The organism is Paractinoplanes abujensis (genome assembly GCF_014204895.1).
In the GTDB taxonomy this organism is placed as follows: Bacteria; Actinomycetota; Actinomycetes; order Mycobacteriales; family Micromonosporaceae; genus Actinoplanes; species Actinoplanes abujensis.
Genome location: NZ_JACHMF010000001.1, coordinates 8463269 through 8481479, shown reverse-complemented (window position 1 = coordinate 8481479; position 18211 = coordinate 8463269). Strand labels below are relative to the sequence as shown.

Below are 18211 nucleotides of genomic sequence, written 5' to 3'. Positions count from 1 at the left end.
CACGTGTTCATCCACAGCCGAAATGCCGCGCAGCTCCTACTGCGCGGCATTTCGGCGTTTCAACACGTACGGCGAAGTAACAAAGACAGGCCGCCGCCGAACCGGCATCAACCGGTCACGCGGGCCGGAACGAGTCGCGTTCCGCGGGGGCCGCGTGCTTGATCATCAGGTGGCGGGTCACGGAGTACTCACCGATCGCCTCCTGGCTCATGTCCTTGCCGAAGCCGGACCCCTTGACCCCGCCGTGCGGCGCCTCCGAAGCGATCGGCAGATGGTCGTTGATCCAGGTCACGCCCACGTCGAGCCGGTGCGCCACGCGCAGCGCGCGCCCCACGTCGCGGGTCCAGATCGACGAGGCCAGCCCGTAGCGCACGTCGTTGGCCAGCCGCACCCCGTCGTCCTCCGACGAGAACGGCACCACGACCACGACCGGTCCGAAGATCTCGTCCTGCACGATCTCGCTGCGCTGGTCGGCGTTGAGCACCAGGGTCGGCGGGAAGTAGAAACCGGGCCCGTCGAGCGCCCGGCCCCCGACCGCCACGCGAGCTCCGGCCGCCACGGCCCGTGACACGAACCCCGACACCCGCTCGCGGTGCGCGGCGGAGATCAACGGCCCGATGTCGGTCGCGGTGTCCCACGGATCCCCGGTCCGCACCCGCCGCAGCGCCGCCTCCAGCGCCTCGACCGCCTCCGCGAAGATCGACTGCTCGACGTAGACCCGCGTGGCCGCCGTGCAGTCCTGCCCGGTGTTGTAGGTGGCCCCCATCGCCACCCCGCCGGCCATCTCGGCCAGATCCGCATCCGCGAAGACGATGGCCGGCGCCTTACCCCCGAGTTCCAGGTGTACGCGTTTCAGCCCGTCCACGGCGCCCCGCATGACCTCACGCCCGGTCGCCGTCGAGCCGGTCACGCTGACCATGTCGACACCCGGGTCCCGTACGAGAGCCGAGCCGACCGCGGCGCCACCGGTCACCGCGCCCACCAGCCCCGCCGGCGCCCCCGCCTCCTCGAACAGCCGCACCAGGGCGAGCGTGCTGCGCGGTGTCTGCGGCGCCGGTTTGATCACCACCGCGTTGCCCGCGGCCACCGCCGGCCCGATCTTCCAGATTGCCATGACCAGCGGGAAGTTCCACGGCGCGATGCTGCCCACGACCCCGACGGGCCGCCGGATCAGCATCGAGGTGTAGCCGGCGGACAGCGTGCCCGCGCCCGTGCCGTCCAGCGAGCGCGCCGCCCCGGCGAAGAAGCGCAGGTTGTCGACGCCGAACGGCAGCTCACCGTCCCGCATCACCGGCAGCGGCTTGCCCGTCTCCTCGACCTCGAGCCGGGTCAGTTCCTCCGCGTCCCGCTCGACGAGGTCGGCCACGCGCAGCAGCACCCGGGCCCGGTCGGCCGGCGTAGCGTCCCGCCACTGGAGAAACGCGGCCCTGGCGGAGGCCACGACTTTCCCGACCTCGGGTAGCTCGGAGTCCGAAATATCGGAGATCGGGGTACCGCTGGCCGGGTTGATCAGGGAGGTCATGGGCGAGCCGCCTATCCGCAGGTAGCCGAGCTGGTCAGTAGGAACGGGTGAACGGCCCGCCGAGGGTCGTCAGGCGCGGACCGCGCCGAGCTTCTCGATCGCGTCAGCCGCCAGCCGCAGCCCGTCGGCCGATCGGATCGACGCGCTGACCGTGGCGAGGCGCGAGGCCAGGCCGGCGTCGTTCAGCAGCCGGTCGATCGCCGCGCGCATCTCGTCCGGGGTGAACCGGTACGGGTCCAGCCGCACGCCGAAGCCGGTCTCGTGCACGCGCTGCGCGTTGTCGTACTGGTCCCAGAACAGCGGCAGCACGATCATCGGTTTGCCGAAGTGCATGGCCTCGGTCGTCGTGTTGTTGCCGCCATGGGTTATCACCAGGTCGACCAGCGGCAGGATGCTGGTCTGGGGCAGGAACTCGGCGCCGATCATGTTGTCGGCCAGCTCGAACTCGGAGTGCAGCGGCCCCTTGGACACGATGTACTTGTGCTCGGTCTCGGCCAGCGCGGCGATCACCCGGCGCATCAGGTCCACGTCGGCCGAGCCGAGCGAGCCCAGACTGAAGTAAATGATCTTGCTGCCGTCGGAGAAATCAGGAGGCAACGAGTAGGACGAGTCGGTTTCCCGTACGGACGACTCGAGTCGCTGCCACGTGTCCCCCAGCGGCCGCGCCGACGTGTAGTCCAGCGCCTCTGGATACACGTAGAGGTTGAGATCGCCGTCGTGGATGAACTCCAGGTCGGGCAGCGCAGGCGCGCCCTGCTCGACGACCCACGCGTTGAACGCCTCCCACATCGGACGGTGCGTCCGGTCGTACTCGGCGCGGAATTCCTCCCATCCCGTACGGTCGCCGGCCGCGTAACCGCTGAACACGGGCGCGATGTCCGGGCCTTTCACCTCGAGCGGGTTGCACGACACGATCCGCACGAACGGCACGCCGGCCGTGTTGAGCGCCGGGAACGCGACCACGTTGTCCTCGACGATCACGTCCGGCCGGACCCGCGCGATGATCTCGGTGAGCGTCGGCTGGCAGTACTTGGCCCCGTCGATCAGCTCCTGCCAGACCGGCTTGACCCACGTGTCGAGCTGCTCGATCGTGGGTTTGCGGAACTCGGGGGCGGTGTCGCGGATGAAGTCCTTCCAGAACTGCCCGGCGTCCTGCGGGGTGTCCGGCTCGGGGGCCAGGTGCACCAGGTCTTCGGAGAAGCCCAGCGCGGTCAGCTTGCCCGCCCAGGAGGCCTCGGCGGCGAAGACCACGCGGTGGCCCCGGCGGCGCAGCACGTCACCGATCCCGATGCAGTTGTTGGTCGGCCCGTACGCGCTCTCGGGCATGAACAGAACCGTCAGAGGCATTGCCGACCTCCCCAGCCGTTGTTGAACGGCAATTCAACAAGCGCTCTTGCGTAAGGTCAATACCCTGAGCCTATGGTTGTCGGCGACAGTTGACGATCAAGTGAAACGGAAACACGTTGGCAACCCGGAAGAAGCGCAGCGAGCGCCGGGCGGACCTCGTCGAGGCGGCCCGCCGCGCGATGATCCAGCACGGCCCGGGCGGGGTGCTGCTCAACCAGGTCGCCGAGGAGGCCGGGCTGACGTCGGGCGCCGTGCTCTACCACTACCCCGATCTCAGCGACCTGCTCCTGGAGGCCAACCAGGCCGGCATGGAGCGCTTCTACGCCGAACGGATGCGCCGGATCGACGGGCTCACCGACCCGGTAGAAAAACTGGTCGTCACGATCCGGTCGGGCCTGCCCGTCGACGCCGACGACGCCGACGTCCGCCTGCTCTGCGAGCTGGGCGGGTCGGCCGGGCGCAACCGGGTGTACGCGGCCCTGCTGACCACGCTGTTCGACCGTCAGGTGTCGATGTATCAGACGATCCTGGAGCAGGGCGCCGCGCGCGGCGTGTTCACGCTGGCCACGGATTCCCAGACGATCGGCCGCAACCTGGTCGCGCTCGAGGACGCGTACGGGTATCGGATCGTCGCCCGTCACCCGACCCTCGACGCCGCCGAGGCCGAGGAACTCATTCTCTCGTACGCCCGGCAGGCGACCGCGTGTTCGTTGGAGATCGCACCATGAGCGGCAAGGACCACGCCATGAGCGGCGAGTCTGCCGACCTCGTCCGCCGTGTCCTCGACCATGACCCCGATCTGCACCACTTCACCCCGGTGAAATCTGACATTTCACTGACCGAGCGCCCGATCACCGTCGATCAGACCAACGAGTCGGTTGTGGTCGGTGAACAAGTGGTCGTCAAGTGGATGCGCACCCCCGCTCCGGACCGGTCCACCCCGCTGCTGGCCCACCTGGCCGCCAACGGTTTCACCAGCATGCCCGCCCCGCACGCGGCCCTGTTCGACGGCGACAATCTGGTCGCGCTGGTGACCCAGTTCCTGCCCGGGGGCCAGGACGGCTGGGACTGGTGCGTCGACGACCTGCTGGCCCAGCTCGACGGCGGCCCGCCCGCGAGCTTCGGCCGCGACCTGGGCATTCTCGCCGCCGACCTGCACTGCGCCCTGGCCACCCCGTCCGCGCTGCTGCCGGACCCGGTCGTGCCCGCGCCACCCGCCGACGGCTGGGCCGACCTGCTGGAGGAGGCAGTGGCCACCGGCACCCACGAATCGCCGGCCCGAAGCACGCACGGGTGGCCCACCACCAGCGCGACCACATCGCCGGCCACGAGCGTGCACGAGCTGCCGGGCCCGGTTGTCGCGGGGCTGCCGGAGGTCGGCGACGACTGGCTCGTCTCGCTCCGCCCCCGCCTGGCCGCCGACCTCGACTCACCGGCCCGCGCGCACCCCGGCAAGGCGATCCACGTGCACGGCGACCTGCACGTCGGGCAGATTCTGCGTTGGCGGGACGGCTACGCGGTCATCGACTTCGACGGGAATCCGACACTGGCCGCGCAGCCCGAACCGGTCGCCCGCGACGTGGCCCAGCTGCGAATGAGCGTGCTGCACGTGGCCGAGATCGCGAACCGGCGCACGGCCGGCCGGCACCGCGCCGAGCTGGTCGCCTGGGGTCGCCGCACCGCTGATGAGCTGCTCACGGCGTACCGGGAAAGACTTTCGGCCCGAAGCGAGCTGTTCAATGTCGACCTGCTGCGGCCGTTCGAGGTCGAGCAGGAGTGCCGCGAGCTGGTCTACGCGGCTCGGTTCCTCCCCCGCTGGCGATACGCGCCGCTGGGTGTCCTGCGTTCCTGGTACGGGTGATCCGATTGCATCCCGCTCTGTTCCTGGCCGATCTCGAGGCCAAGCCGGCCGCCCTGCGAGCCTTGGCCGGCCACCTCGCCGGCGGTAACCCGTGGGCCGGGCTCGGCACAACCGGCGGTAACCCGTGGGCCGGGCTCGGCACAACCGGCGGTAACCCGTGGGCCGGGCTCGGCACACCCGGACGGGTGACCTTCGTGGGCATGGGCAGTTCCCGGTACGCCGCCCTGGTCGCGGCCCGCCGGCTGCGGCTGCGCGGCGTCGACGCGTCGGCCGAGTACGCCTCGGACGTGCTGCCCGCGCTGCCGGGCCCGCTGATCGCGATCTCGGCCTCGGGCACGAGCCGCGAGACGCTCGACGCGGTCGCGGGACGCGACTACGTGGCCGTCACCAACGTGGCCGATTCGCCGTTGGCCAAGGGTGCGACCACAGTGGTCCCGATGCACGCCGGCGTCGAGGCGGGCGGCGTGGCCTGCCGCTCCTTCCAGCACACGTTGCTGCTGCTCGATGCGCTGATCCGGCAGCTGACCGGCGGGGACACCGCGGCCACCGGACGGCTGGCCGAGCGCACGGCCGAGGCGACCGAGGATCTGCTGGAGCGCCGGGACGAGTGGCTGCCCGCGGTCGACGAGTTGCTGGACGGCGGGGACGGTGTCTACGCGATCGCGCCGGTGGATCGGGTCTCGTCGGCGCTGCAGTCGGCGCTCATGGTCCGGGAGGGGCCGCGCCGGGCGGCCGACGGTTGCGAGACGGGCGACTGGGCCCATGTGGACGTGTATCTGACGAAGACGCTGCGCTATCGTGCGCTGCTTTTCCCGGGTTCGCGTTACGACGAGCAGGCGCTCGAGTGGATGCGTTCCCGGAAGTCCACCGTGGTATCCGTCGGGGCCGATGTGCCGGGCGCCGCGGGAACGGTTCGCTTTCGGCACGACGACGTTCCCGACGTACGCCTGACGACCGAAACGCTGGTGGCCGAACTGGTCGCCGCGAAATGGTGGGAACGCGTCGCACAAACGTCACCGTAATGGGTGAGAATGGTGATTCTAAGTGCGGGTGCCGCAACTCCCGGTGATCGAAGCCACGGCACCCCGGAAAGCACGTGCCTTCAGGAAGTAAACTTTCAGTGAGCACTTCCCAACGGCGCGTGCTTATCGATAGAGTTCAGTTCGCGTCGAGGTCGAACTCGCCGTCCTTGGCGGAGCCGACGAACGCGGCCCATTCCGCCGTGGTGAACAGCAGCGCGGGACCGGAGCGGTCCTTGCTGTCCCGGACAGCGACGCCCTGGTCGAGGAACGCGACCTCGACACAGTTGTTTCCACCGTTACCGTTGCTGCGGCTGGCCTTCTTCCAGACCGCGCCGGTGAGAACAGCAGCGTTTTGCTGGTGCGTGAGCAACTCAAGCACCCCCCTTCATTATGCGGTTGTCTCTCGAGAGCACTACGCGACGAGCAGGCTCTCAATCATCTTGATGGTCATCCGGTGGTCGAGCGCCCTGGCACTCAAACGCTCGAACTCTTGCCGGTAGCGAACAACCTCGGCCGGTTGCTCTTCGTAGTAGTCTCCCGCAAGACCTTCAAGATAGACAACATCCAAATGGGTGGTCTCCCGGAACTCCAAAAGCGCTGCTGAACCGCCGAGGAACGTGTGTTCGCCGGCGCTGAAGGGGAGAATCTGCAGCATCACATTGGGTAATTGAGCAACCTCGATAAGGTGCCGAAGCTGTTCGTTCATCACCTCGTCACCGCCCACTATCCGGCGCACCACCGATTCGTCGATGATGGCGGTCAGCTCGAGCGGACGCTCGCCGCGCAGGCGCACCTGACGGGTGAGTCGCAGCGAGACGCGGCGGTCCGTCTGCTGTGGTGACTCGTTCGAGCGACCCGTCCGGATGAGCGCACGCATGTACGCCTCGGTCTGCAGCAGACCGGGCACGATGATCGGTTCCCAGGCCCGCATCGAGGCGGCGGCCGCTTCCAGGCCCACGAAGTTGCCGGGCCGCATGATGTCCCGGTAGTCCGTCCACCACGTGCGCTCGCGGGACAGCCGGGCCAGTTCGACCAGCGCCTCGCGATAGTCCTGATCACCGACGCCGTACAGCGTCAGCAGATCCTTCACATCTCGCGGGGTCACCGCCACACGCGCGGTCTCGATGCGCGTGACCTTCGCGGCGTGCCACTCGAAATGCCTGGAGACGTTCTCTTGCGTCAACCCTGCCGCTTCACGGCACCGCTTGAGTTCCGCGCCCAGTCGGCGGCGGCGCAGGGTTGGTCCTTCATCTACGGACACCTGGACTCCCTCGGTCCTGATGAGACCGATAGTACGGCCCTGGCCTTCATGATCCAAACACGGCGTACCAAACAAAAAGTACTAGCCTTCTTGTATATGCCCTTCCGGCGGGTACATGATGCGCGGACATCGAGTCACAGCGTTTTCTACCGACAGTGATCATCGCGGCCATGGTGGTCACTGCCAACCCGACCAAAGACCATCAAGACGTTGTCTAAGGGGCGTGGCGGCGTGTTGGCTGACCAGTACTTCCTGATCGCACACGAGGACCGCACCGGCCGGTCCAGACTCCATCCACGTGCGACCGGCCTTGGCCTGGCCGCCGCACTGCTAGGCGAGCTCATCCTGGAAGGGCGCATCGGCATCTCCGACGGAGATCTGCTCATCCTGGACCGGCATCCTCCGTCGGACGCGCTCGCGCACGATGTTCTCGACCTGCTGGTGGCCCAGCCGCAACACCGGGACGTCCGGATCTGGCTGGCCTTCCTCTCGCAGGACGCGGCGATCCGGGTCGGGGAACGGCTCACCCGCCTCGGCGCGGTCGAGACGGTCACCAAACGGCGGCTGCTCTCCACCGAGACCCTCTATATGCCCAACAGCGCGGCGCAGCGCAACGCCGCCGCGTGGGCGCCCGCTCGCCTGGCCAACATGCTGGTTCGCGGCATGGGCATGAGCATCACCGATCGGGTGCTGATCGGCTTGGTGGCCGCCACCGGTCTGACCCGGCACGTGCTCTACGACTTCGAGGCGCACCGGCACGCGTTCCAATCGCTGCCCAGCGCCGTCGGGTCGCTCCCGGCCGACCTGCGGGAGCTCGTCGAATACACCGAAGCCTCAGTGGGCTCGGTCGTCACTGTTGGCCGCCGGTGAGCGGCATCGGGCGCCATCACCTCGGGCGCAACAACTCTGAACATTGGGCCGGGAGGCTGCTGGTGGCACGTATGGAACCCGAAGAACCGGACATCGTCTCGAAGGCGCTGGCCAAGAACAGGCTGGGCGTACCGTCGGTCGTGTTCTTCGGCGTCGCGGGCGCGGCCCCACTGACCGTGATCATCGGTTCGATCACGACCATCTACGCGATCATCGGCAGCACCGCCGTGCCGATCGCCTATCTGGTCACAGCGGGACTGCTCTCCCTGTTCACCGTCGGCTTCGTCGCGATGAGCCGGCACATCGTCAACACCGGCGCGTTCTACTCATACATCAGTCATGGGTTAGGCCGTGTCATCGGCGTCGGCGCGGCCTTCGTGGCCCTGCCCGCCTACTCTCTTATGCAGATAGGCCTGTTCGGCCTGTTCGGGTCGGTCGCCAGCGGCATCCTGGCTGCTTTCGGCTTCACGGTGCCCTGGTACGCCTGCGCGATAGCGGCCTGGTTCGCAGTGGCGATCCTCGGCCTGCTCTGGGTCGATCTGAGCGGCAAGGTCCTGGCGGTCCTGCTCGTGCTGGAGATCGCCGTCGTGCTGATCTACGACCTCGTGATGATCGGCAACCCGGCCGACGGGCACATCACCTTCTCCCAGTTCTCCCCCGCGCCGCTGGCCACCCCGGTGATCGGCATCCTGATGGTGCTGGCGATCGCCGGCTTCGTCGGCTTCGAGGCCACAGTGGTGCTCTCCGAGGAGGCCAAGGACCCCAAGCGGACGATCGCCCGGGCCACCCACATCGCGGTGATCCTGGCCGGCGTCCTGTGCGCGGTCTCGGCCTGGGCCATGAGCGTCAACACCGGGCCCGACCAGATCGCCGCGCGGGCCGCCGAGCATCAGACCGACCTGGTCTTCCAGCTCGTCGGGCCGCACCTGCCCAGCTTCCTGGTCGACCTCGGCTACGTGCTCTTCCTGACCAGCGTGTTCGCGGCGTTGCTGGCCTTCCACGCGGCGGTGTCGCGCTACCAGTTCGCGCTCGGGCGTGAGGGTGTGCTCCCGGCCGCGTGGGGGCGCACCCACCCGCGTACGGGAGCTCCGCTGCTCGGCTCGATCACGCAGAGCGTGCTGGCCATCATCGTGCTCAGCCTGTACGCCCTGGTCGGCTCCGATCCGCTGGTCTTCGTCTTCGCCTGGCTGACCACGATCGGCGGGCTCGGCGTCCTGATCCTCATGTGGGCGGCGTCGGCGGCCGTGCTCGCCTTCTTCATGCGCAACAAGCGCGGAGAGAGCATCTGGAAGGCCTATGTCGCCCCGGCCGCGGCATTCCTGTTGCTGACCGTCGTGCTGGCCGCGACGTGCATCGGCTTCGGCGAGCTGCTCCAGGTCGACGGGAATTCACCGTTCCAGTGGCTCATTCCCGCGCTCTATCTGGCGGTCGCCCTGGTCGGCTTCGTCTGGGCCCTGATCATGCGGGCCGCGCGGCCGGAGGTCTACGCGGCGATCGGCCGCGGCACCGAAGGGCGGGTGAGCGTCGTCCCCGATAGCACGTCGATGCTGCGGGCAATGCACGCCGATCCGGTCGGTGCCCGCAGCGGAAGCGGATATCCCTACTGACTTCCTCCGGCCGGCGCGAGACGTCGTGCGGGCCGGACGGAAAGAACCGGTGGCCGCGGCCGCCGAGAAATCGACATCCACTTCGATCCGGAGGTCGCCTATGGCCTGAAGGTTTCCCCCCAGCTCCGCGGCAGACCGTCGAAGAATCGGCGGCCTGCCGCGTTTTGCGGCCGGGAAGCCGTCAGGCGGCCGACGGGAATTCGTAGAGCCAGTACGACTGCTGGTCGATCCGGGTGAACTTCATGTTGTCCGAGAGCCGGCTCACCATCATCCGGAACACCCGGGACATCCGCCGCACCTCGTCGTTGTGGTTGCAGATGTCCAGACAAACGAGTCCGTTCTGGGCCGAGGCAACCATGTACATCTGCTCGACGAGCTGCGCGAACGCCTCGCGACCCTGCGCGTGCGGGCTGACCGCGACAAATCCGATGTACCAGATCTTGTGAGCGGCATAGTGCTCGGGCCAATGCCGCTCGAAGTACTGCGGTGCGATCAGGGGCACGGCTTCCAGATCATTCGTGTAGGTCGCCACGCCGCAGATGGTGCCGTCGTCATCGAGGGCAAGGTACTTGTCGACTCGCGTGTCCGCCATTACCTCGTCGAACTCGGACCGGAACATCAGATGACGCTGAACCGCCAGGTGATTCAGCTCCTCGAACGCATCCGTGTACATCTTCCACATTGTCTCGTGGAGGGTGGCGTCGGTGATCCGGTCGATGACTTTGATCAGCATGCTCGGCTCCCCCGCAGGCCGCCGCCAGGTCGGCCCGCTTCTCGCACTCATCTTGATCGATGATTGTTGACCATCAGCGTACGAAGGGTCACCCGACCACGACAATGCGTGTCGACGGATTGAATGTGCCAATTCATCTACCGGACGCGTCGAGTGCCCGTTTTGGCGTGCAAGTTGCAGTGACCACAGTAGATTCGTCCCTCAACCCGGCACATTGCGCAGGCCTCCGAGTACTAAACACCGTGCGCATTACCCCTGGTGTACGCCCTTGCCCAACGGCGAATAGCGCTACCTTTCCATAATTGATCTTCAACGTGGCCAGTCAAGTGCGCAGCAGCCTATTTTTTCGCGCAACATCAAATACTGCCCTCGCGAATGTGACGCTCGGTGACGGATCTTTTCCGCAGCGCGACTCAGCGGGACTCAGCGGTGTGCCGGCGCAGCAACCCGTCGACGCTGTTGGGCGCCACCTCGTGCAGGACGATCGAGGTCGAGGTGCGCACCACGCCGGGGGACGCCACGACCAGGTTGGTGATCCGGTAGAGGTCGGCGGTGTCCTTGGCGACGATGCGGACGAGCAGGTCGCCGTCGCCCGTCGTGGCGAGGATCTCGACCACCTCGGGGATCCGCACGATCTGCTGCGCCGCCAGGTCGCCCTCGCGCTGACTGAGCGACAGCGTCATGAACGCCATCAACGGATAACCCAGTGAGGCCGGCTCGAGGCGGCGCGAATAGGCCCCGAGGGCACCCGACTCGCGCATCCGGCGCAGCCGCGCCTGCACGGTGTTGCGCGACATCGACAGCCGCTCGGCCAGGGCGACCACTGTGGCGTCGGGATCGGCGTCGAGCGCCAGCAGAATGCGCGCATCGGTCGCGTCAAGAGATCGCATCGTTGCATCCTCCCCCGTCACCGACCATTCTGCTGTGCGTTTGCACAGCGGGCAAGAACAATGGTGCGCAGGATGCTCCCCCACGCCCGCTCGCACTATGTGCAGTCCCGATGAAAAAATCAACCGAACGGCCAAGGTCGGTGGGGCGGGGATCGCATCATGATGTCTCGATGCCTGGCCGTCATCGTCAGCTCCAGCGCTCAGGGATCGTCGCCGTCCTCGCCGCGGCCGCCGTGCTCGTGGCGGCGGGCGGATGGGCCGGGTACCGGCGACTCTCCACCGACGACTGTCCCGAGACCGTCGGCCTTCACGTGGCCGCGGCGCCCGAGATCGCGCCCGCAGTGCGGACGGCCGCCGAGACGTGGGTCCGGAACGGCGTGTGCGCCACGGTCACGGTGTCCGCAGTCGACCCGACCGCGATGGCGGCCGCCGTGGGGCAGAAACACGGCGTCAACCTGGTCACCGGGCTGACCAAGAAACAGGACACGACGGCCGACGTCTGGATTCCCGACTCGGCCACCTGGCTGCTGCGGCTCGCCTCGGAGGCGCCCGGGTTCGTGCCGTCGGCGCTGGGCTCGGTGGCCGAGAGCCCGGTCGTGCTCGCGGCCCCGGCGAGCAGCGCGCTGACGACCGAAGGGCTGGCCCGGAGGGTCGCCACCGACAAGAACCTGCGGCCCGCGGTGGCCGACCCCGACCGCGACGCGGCCGGCCTGGGCGGGCTGATCGTGCTGGCCGGGGCGGCGGGCCGGGACGCGCGGCTCCGGGTGGGCACGATGCGGGCCCTGGCCGAGAACCGTTCCAGCATCCGCGCCGACGTACTGCAGAAGTTCCAGAGCGGCGACCCGATCGGCATGGCCCCGCTCTCCGAGACCGACGTGATCGCCTACAACCGGAGCGGACCGGCCACCCCGCTGACGGCCGTCTACCCCGCGGCCACAGTGGTGCTCGATTACCCGTACGCGATCATGCCCGGAATCGACCCCCGGAAAGCGGGCGCCGCCACCACGTTGCGCACCGCCCTGAGCACCGGCCTCTTCACGGCGGAACTGGCCAAGGCCGGGATCCGCAGCCCCGGCGGCACGACCGGGCCCGGGTTCGCCGCCCCGCCGGGCGCGCCCCCGGCCCTGCCCCCACCCGCCACGCTCGACACCAAGGCGATCACCCAGCTGCTGGGCAGCTGGACGGCGATCACGCAGCCGGGCCGGATGCTAGCCGTCTTCGACGTGTCGGGCTCGATGAAGGCCAAGGTGCCGACGGCCGGCGGCCTGACCCGCGCGCAGGTGACGCAGGGGGTCGCACGACAGGGCCTGGCCCTGCTCGACGATCGCTGGTCGGTCGGCAACTGGACCTTCTCCACCAACCTGGCCGGCCGGCGCCCGTGGGTGGAGAACCTGCCGATCTCCCCCTGCTCCACTCATCGGCCCCAGATGGAGGCCGCGATCAGCAAGATCGTCCCTGTGCCGGGCGGCGACACGGGCCTCTTCGACACCGCGCTGGCCGCCTACCAGCGGGTGCAGCAGGGCTGGCGGGCCGGCGTGTCGAACTCGGTGGTCATCTACACCGACGGGCGCAACGACAACCCCGGCGGCCTGACCATCGACGACCTGGTCGCGCGCATGGCCGAGCTGCGCGACCCGCAACGCCCGATCCGCGTCATCATCATCGGCATGGGCACGGCCACCGACCGCGCCGAACTGGAGAAGATCGTCGAGGCCGCGGGTTCGGGCGGCGTCTTCATCGCGACCGACCCAGTCAAGATCGGCGAAATCTTCCTGGAGGCGATCGCCAGCCGCAAGGGCGCCTGACCAGCGGCTCGCCGGCACCGCCCGGCGCTCGGCCGCCGGCACGGCTTGCCCTCGACCCTCGGCCCGGCCTTCGCTCAGTCAGCCGGCACGGCCTGCCCTCGACCCGCCGCCCGGCCTCGGCTCAGCCAGGCGGCACGGCCTGCCGACGGCCCGCCGCCCGGCCTCGGCTCAGCCCACCGGCACCCGGCCTCTCCCCCTCAGCCCGCCTGCCAGTCCGGCAGGGCGGACTTGTCGCGGCGTTCGATGACCGGCAGGACCGTGGAGTAGTGCTGCCATGCGGGCCGCGGCTTGTTCTCGCTCATGGAGAGGACCCGCACCAGGGCCTGCAACGCGTCCTGCAACGCCTGGTGCAGCAGCGGGTCGGTGATCAGGCCCGACCGGTCGATCGTGCCCGGGTCGATCGGGACCCGGATGCACGCTGCGCGCAACACCTTGGCGTTGGTGTGGCTGAACACAGTCTCAAGCGCGCTGCGGGCGCCGAAATCCTCGCCCTCGCCCGAGACCGAGAGCCAGGCCACCGGTTTGCCGTCGAGCAGATTGTCCTCGACGAGCCAGTCCAGCAGGTTCTTGAGGCTGCCGGGCAGCGTGCCCGCGTACTCCGGGGTGCTGATCAGCACGGCGTCGGCGATCCGCACCTGGTGGCGCAGCAGCACCACCGTGTCGTGCGGGTCCGTTTCGCCGGGCACGAACGCCGGCACGCCGCGCAGGCCCTCGAACAGGCCGGCGTTGATGTCGTCCGGAGCGAAACGCGCGGCGGTGCGCAGGGCAGCGGTCTGCAGGCTGTCCTCGCGGGTGCTGCCCGAGATCAGCAGGATGCGGGTCATGCCGCCGAGCCTAGAGCCCCCGGGTTACGAGCCCGCGGCGCAGACCAGCCCGATCCGCTCGGCGACCGGGTTGCCGGTGTCCGCGACCGGGCCCGCGTCGCTTCCGGGCGGCGTGTCGCCGCCCCCGGGCAGGGTGTCGCCGCTTCCGGGCAGGGTGTCGTCGTCCGTGCTCGGCGTGTCGTCCGAACGGGTGGCGACTCGCGCGTGATGTCCGGAATCGTCGGGCTTCTCGGCGTTTCCGGAGTGGTGATCGTCATCGGACGACGGCCGGGCCAGCTTCAGCTTGTCGATGCCCGCGCCGCTGACCAGATTCGCAACGGTCGCCACCGAGGTGCAGCCCTTCCGGTGCCCGCGCCACTCCAGCTCGGTGTCGGCGGTGACCGTCACCGTCAAGGACGACCCTTTCCCGTACGCCACCACGAGCGCACCGGTCGTCGCGTCGTACGAGGTGACCCTGAACCGGACCCGCGCGTCGTCCTTGACCTTGGGCCGCTTGTCGTCGCCGTCGCGGATGCCGTCGCCGTCCGAGTCCGCCTTCGACGGGTTGGTGCCGCCCCGGAACTCGACCAGGTTGCGCAGGCCGTCCTTGTCCTTGTCGCCGCGCGCGTCGTTCTTGCGCGGGTCCAGCCCGTTGGCCCGCTCGTACTTGTCGGGCATGCCGTCCCGGTCGCGGTCACCCGAGGAGGCCAGCGCGGTGCCGGGAACGGTCAGGGTGGCCAGGGTCGCGGCCGCGACGGCGGTCAGGCGCAGGCGAGAACTCATCCGGGGGTCCTTTCGAGGGGGGTGATCATCACGGTAGGTCGCGACCCCGGTCCACCGGAACGGCGCCGCGACCACCGCTACCCACCTGCTCCCGCTCTGCTCCCGGCCCTTTTCCGGGCGGCCCTGATCCCGTGCAGGACGGCGAGTCCGTCGTGGGCCTCGTCCGGGGCGGCCGTCAGCGAATGAGGTCCAGCCGCGAGATCAGACGCGGTTCCCGTTCGCGGAGGGCCTGCATGCGGCCGGAAGCCCGCAAGTGGTACGCCAAGCTTTTGAGCTGGTGATCCGGCTCCGCCTCGACAATCGTGCGGATTGCCTGAATGAGCAGTTCGTCACCGATCTTCTCCGGGGCGTTGGAGATCAGCGCCCGCATGACACCGGAGCAGGAGCGCTGTTTCCTGACCTCGGGGGACAGCAGGCAGCTGACAGCCTGCTCGGCCGCGCGTCCGGTCGGGCCGTCGAAGTTGACGACCAGATTGGCCACGACCTCGATGACCAGCTCCGGCGGGAGGCGATCGACGTCCACGTAGAGCGCCTGGGCCATCAGCGCGATCAGTTCGAAGACCGTCTCGCGCTGCACGTCGGTCTGCCGGATGGCCTCCAGAAGCGCCCCCAGCATCCACCGGTAGCGACCGGCCCGGACCTCGGGCTGATCGTCGTCGGAGGCGGCGGCCAGCCAGATCTCGACCATGGCCCGCGCCAGCGACTGCTCGACGCCGTCGCGGGCGACGAACAGTGTCACCGCTCCGGGCATCGTGGTCAGCAGCGGTTCCAGGGTGTGCAGCAGCGTGCTGTCGCCGAGTGAGTTGCTCAGGTGCATCGACCGGAGCAGCGTGTGCAGGCCGAATTCGGAGCGATGGACGTTCGGGTGCCCCGCGTCCGGCGGGTGGTCGTTGAACCAGCCGACGTCCATGTCGGCGGGCGGGTCGGCGGTCCAGTCGAGGGCCAGTTCCACGGTGATGTCGCGCTTGTTCTCGTGCCACACGCGGGTCACCTTGAAGACCTCGAGGGCGTCCATGTACATGTCGCCGGGAATCGCCGCGCGCCACTGCAGGGCCGACGCGCGCATCCAGTAGGCGGGGTCGGCCGCCCTGGTGAACAGGTCGGATGCGCGCAGTTGCCCGCCGCAGGCCAAAGTGAGCAGGAAGAGGTTGAACGAGTAGGTCGCCATCCAGTGGTCGGCGCGCTTGTCGACGGGGCGATAACTGCTTTCCCCGTACGCCGGACGGGTCACGGCCAGCGAGGTGCGGCCGGTGAGCCAGGCGCGCAGGCGGTCCCGGTCGGGGCCGGCGAACTGTTCGGCGACGAACGGCAGGATCGTGGCCCGCGCGGTCAGCGCCGTGAAGCCGAGCAGCGAGCGCAGCAGGTCGTCGTCCTGGGCCGGGCCGAGGCGCAGGGCCAGGGTGCTCGCCCGTTCGCGGGCCTCGGTGTCCCGGACGGCCTGCACGACGAGCCGGGCCACCAGGTATTCGCCAAAGGTGGCGTGCAGGAACTCGTACGTCTGCCGGGTCTGGTCGTCCTGGACGGCCTGCGCACGCTGGATGAAGAAGAAGCGGCCGACCATCTCCTGCCCGGCCGTGAGCGGGGTGCGGAAGGCTTCGGTGCGGCCGGGCCGCGACGGGGTGAGGCCGAGCCCGGCCAGGTCGGCGTCGAGCTCGCTCTCGGTGACCCACAGGCGCAGGCGGTGGAACATGGCGAAAGCGACCACCGACAGGCGCAGCAACTCCTGCTCGACCAGGGCGGGCAGCTGCGAGTCGGGCTGCCCGGCGTACACCCGGCGCACCTCGCGCTCGGCGAAGGACGCCAGCAGACGCTCGTACAGCTGACCACCCTCGAGCCGCGCGACGCCACCGCCGCGCAGACCGTCGCCCGTGGCGTCGTACAGGGCCAGCATGAGCAGCAGCAACGGCTGCTCGGCGAGGTGGCGCAGCGGGCGCAGCACATCCGGGGTGAGCGGACGCGCGACGACCGTGTTCCACACGCTCAACCAGCGCTCGATCTGCGCGTCGTCGAACGGTTCCAGCCGTACGGCCAGAGCGCCCACCGGCAACCGGGCCCGATCGGCCACCGCGATCCGGCTGGTGACGATGACGGCGACCGGGCGGCCCAGCGCCGCCTCGCGGAGCTGGAAGGCGGCCACCCGCTGCAGGTAGTCGGACTGGTGCAGACCGGTGGCCTGCAACAGTTCGTCGAAGCCGTCGAGCAGCACGACCGGCAGCGCGCCCCCGGCCGACGCGACCAGTTCGGCCCACGCGACGGTCTCGCCGATCGCGGTGCGCAGGGCCCGCTCGATCTGATCCTGCACCTCGGCCTCGGCCGGCACCTCCCGCAACGCGACCCGGCAGACGAAGAAGTCGGCGGCGGGCAGCCGGGCGGCCAGGATCCGGGTCAGCGACGACTTGCCCGCGCCGGGCTGGCCCAGCAGCAGCATCGGAGCCTCGGCGGCCCGCGTCGTGGTCAGGTAGGAGGCGAGAAAGCCGGCGATGTCGGTGCTGGTCTCGGCGGCCGCCCACCAGTGGTCGTCGGCCGGCCGGGCCCCCGGCCCGGCCTCGTGCACGCGAAAAATCGGGTCGAGGTAGGCGGCCCCGAGCGCGGGCATCCGCAGCTCGCCGTTGTCGCCGCCGAGCACGGGCCGGTCGAGATCGGCCCGGTAGGCGCGGGCGAGCGCGGCCCGGTGCCGGTGCGGGTCCCGGCCGGAGCTCGCCCTCAGCAGCAGGGATTCGAGGCGTTCGAGCCCCCGGGCCGCCGCGCGGGCCTCCAGACGCTCGGACCAGATCGCGAACTCGGGGATCTCCCCGGCCAGCCGCCGGTGGCTCTCGTCGAAGCGGGCGACGGCCAGGCCGGGCAGCCGGTCGGCGAGCAGGTCCTCAAGGGACGCCCGCCGGTGCTCGGCCGCCTGCTCCCATGCCGCGAACCCGGCGAGGTGTTCCCGCATGGCCCGCGCCGTCCCGGCGAACCACTGCTCCAGCGACTCCAGCAGGCCCGCGTACGGCCGGGCGGCTGCCGGCAGCGGAACGGGCAGGGACAGCACCCGATCGATCAGCCGGCCCTCGGACTGTTCACCCACGAAACGCAGCTGGTCGTCGCGGCCGAAGTCGACGCTCTGCACCCCGGCCGCGGACAGGCACTCCTCCAGCGACTCGAAGAAGGCCGCCACCACGAGCACGACATGCGCGGCCTGCAGACGCTCACTGCGCTCGTAACGGCCGAGCCCCCGTACGGAATCGTCGAGCGCGGCCGACACCAGCGTACCCAGCCGCACCACTTCGGTCTTGGCGTCGAACAGGCTGATCGCGAGGTCGCTGCCGCCCGCAGTGGCCACCGAGAGCGCACCCCCGAGCAAGTTGTCGACGACCTTGGCCAGCGGCCCGGAACCACCGAGAATGCGAACGGCGTCGGCGTAGGACAGACCATGAGGCATCGCCCCATGATGCCGCTCGCTGTCGACGAGGACCGCGGCTGGCTGCTCACCGCGGATGCGGGGCCTACCCTGCGGAATGCGCTCCCCGACGATCGGGAGGCGCGGCTGCGCGGGTGGCGGGAGATGCTGCGGGCGTGCGCGGTTCTGCAGCGCACGCCGGCCCCGAAAGCCCGGGAGATGACCGCCTTGGGCGTGCCCGACATGCGCCCGGAGGTGCTGCCCGGGCGGCTCGCCACGCTGCTGGCCGAGATCCCGAAGCCCACCCCGGTGTCCTGACCGCGAAGGGGCC

The 18211-nt window shown here is 69.4% G+C and carries 16 protein-coding genes; 7 read left to right on the top strand and 9 right to left on the bottom strand.

The genetic code is table 11. The annotated features are described in order from the left end of the window. Positions 1–115: 115 nt before the first annotated feature. Together BKA14_RS39120 and BKA14_RS39115 are read right to left on the bottom strand one after the other, a co-directional pair. Complete coding sequence (locus BKA14_RS39120) at positions 116–1522, bottom strand: aminobutyraldehyde dehydrogenase (RefSeq protein ID WP_184955753.1); 1407 nt, start codon at positions 1520–1522, stop codon at positions 116–118. 69 nt (positions 1523–1591) lie between these two features. Further along, positions 1592–2869, bottom strand: coding sequence for a glycosyltransferase (locus tag BKA14_RS39115; protein ID WP_184955752.1), 1278 nt, complete (start codon positions 2867–2869; stop codon positions 1592–1594). Between the two features lie 116 nt (positions 2870–2985). Between BKA14_RS39115 and BKA14_RS39110 the strand changes: the two genes are divergently transcribed. Genes BKA14_RS39110 through BKA14_RS39100 form a run of 3 tightly spaced genes read left to right on the top strand, consistent with a single transcriptional unit; the run spans position 2986 to position 5752 of the window. Continuing rightward, positions 2986–3597: a TetR/AcrR family transcriptional regulator gene (locus BKA14_RS39110; RefSeq protein ID WP_184955751.1), complete on the top strand. Its 612-nt coding sequence runs from the start codon at positions 2986–2988 to the stop codon at positions 3595–3597. 17 nt (positions 3598–3614) lie between these two features. Further along, positions 3615–4730 carry a hypothetical protein gene (locus BKA14_RS39105; protein WP_184955750.1) on the top strand — a complete coding sequence of 372 codons (1116 nt, stop codon included), beginning with the start codon at positions 3615–3617 and terminating at the stop codon, positions 4728–4730. Beyond that, complete coding sequence (locus BKA14_RS39100; protein ID WP_311776119.1) at positions 4727–5752, top strand: SIS domain-containing protein; 1026 nt, start codon at positions 4727–4729, stop codon at positions 5750–5752. Before BKA14_RS39105 ends, BKA14_RS39100 begins: the two co-directional genes overlap by 4 nt. Positions 5753–5888: 136 nt before the next feature. On the opposite strand, the gene BKA14_RS39095 is transcribed toward BKA14_RS39100, so the two are convergent. Beyond that, complete coding sequence (locus tag BKA14_RS39095; protein ID WP_239092688.1) at positions 5889–6131, bottom strand: DUF397 domain-containing protein; 243 nt, start codon at positions 6129–6131, stop codon at positions 5889–5891. 33 nt (positions 6132–6164) lie between these two features. Continuing rightward, complete coding sequence (locus BKA14_RS39090) at positions 6165–7013, bottom strand: helix-turn-helix domain-containing protein (RefSeq protein ID WP_184955749.1); 849 nt, start codon at positions 7011–7013, stop codon at positions 6165–6167. A 231-nt stretch (positions 7014–7244) separates the two neighbouring features. On the opposite strand from BKA14_RS39090, the gene BKA14_RS39085 reads away from it, so the two are divergent. Together BKA14_RS39085 and BKA14_RS39080 are read left to right on the top strand one after the other, a co-directional pair. Continuing rightward, positions 7245–7883, top strand: coding sequence for a GOLPH3/VPS74 family protein (locus BKA14_RS39085; RefSeq protein WP_184955748.1), 639 nt, complete (start codon positions 7245–7247; stop codon positions 7881–7883). A 71-nt stretch (positions 7884–7954) separates the two neighbouring features. Beyond that, positions 7955–9490 (top strand): APC family permease, encoded by a 1536-nt coding sequence (locus BKA14_RS39080; protein WP_184955747.1) that lies wholly within the window; start codon positions 7955–7957, stop codon positions 9488–9490. A 181-nt stretch (positions 9491–9671) separates the two neighbouring features. Here BKA14_RS39080 and BKA14_RS39075 read toward each other — a convergent pair whose 3' ends face one another. Further along, positions 9672–10223, bottom strand: a complete 552-nt coding sequence (locus BKA14_RS39075; protein ID WP_184955746.1) for a GNAT family N-acetyltransferase — start codon at positions 10221–10223, stop codon at positions 9672–9674. Positions 10224–10636: 413 nt separating this feature from the next. Then, the gene (locus BKA14_RS39070; protein ID WP_184955745.1) at positions 10637–11113 is read right to left on the bottom strand and encodes an Lrp/AsnC family transcriptional regulator; all 477 of its coding nucleotides are present in this window, start codon (positions 11111–11113) and stop codon (positions 10637–10639) included. Between the two features lie 170 nt (positions 11114–11283). On the opposite strand from BKA14_RS39070, the gene BKA14_RS39065 reads away from it, so the two are divergent. Further along, complete coding sequence (locus BKA14_RS39065; RefSeq protein WP_184955744.1) at positions 11284–12918, top strand: substrate-binding domain-containing protein; 1635 nt, start codon at positions 11284–11286, stop codon at positions 12916–12918. A gap of 197 nt (positions 12919–13115) precedes the next feature. Here the strand turns inward: BKA14_RS39065 and BKA14_RS39060 are convergent, their stop codons facing one another. The 3 genes from BKA14_RS39060 to BKA14_RS39050 form a co-directional block, all read right to left on the bottom strand. After that, on the bottom strand, positions 13116–13742 hold the full coding sequence (locus tag BKA14_RS39060) for an NADPH-dependent FMN reductase (protein ID WP_184955743.1): 627 nt from the start codon (positions 13740–13742) through the stop codon (positions 13116–13118). Between the two features lie 24 nt (positions 13743–13766). Next, entirely contained in the window at positions 13767–14504 is a 738-nt protein-coding gene (locus tag BKA14_RS39055) for a hypothetical protein (RefSeq protein ID WP_184955742.1), read from the bottom strand. A gap of 175 nt (positions 14505–14679) precedes the next feature. Then, on the bottom strand, positions 14680–17922 hold the full coding sequence (locus BKA14_RS39050) for an NACHT domain-containing protein (protein WP_184955741.1): 3243 nt from the start codon (positions 17920–17922) through the stop codon (positions 14680–14682). Here BKA14_RS39050 and BKA14_RS39045 point away from each other — a divergent pair. Next, positions 17914–18198, top strand: a complete 285-nt coding sequence (locus tag BKA14_RS39045) for a hypothetical protein (RefSeq protein ID WP_184955740.1) — start codon at positions 17914–17916, stop codon at positions 18196–18198. The genes BKA14_RS39050 and BKA14_RS39045 overlap by 9 nt on opposite strands. Positions 18199–18211: the final 13 nt, after the last annotated feature.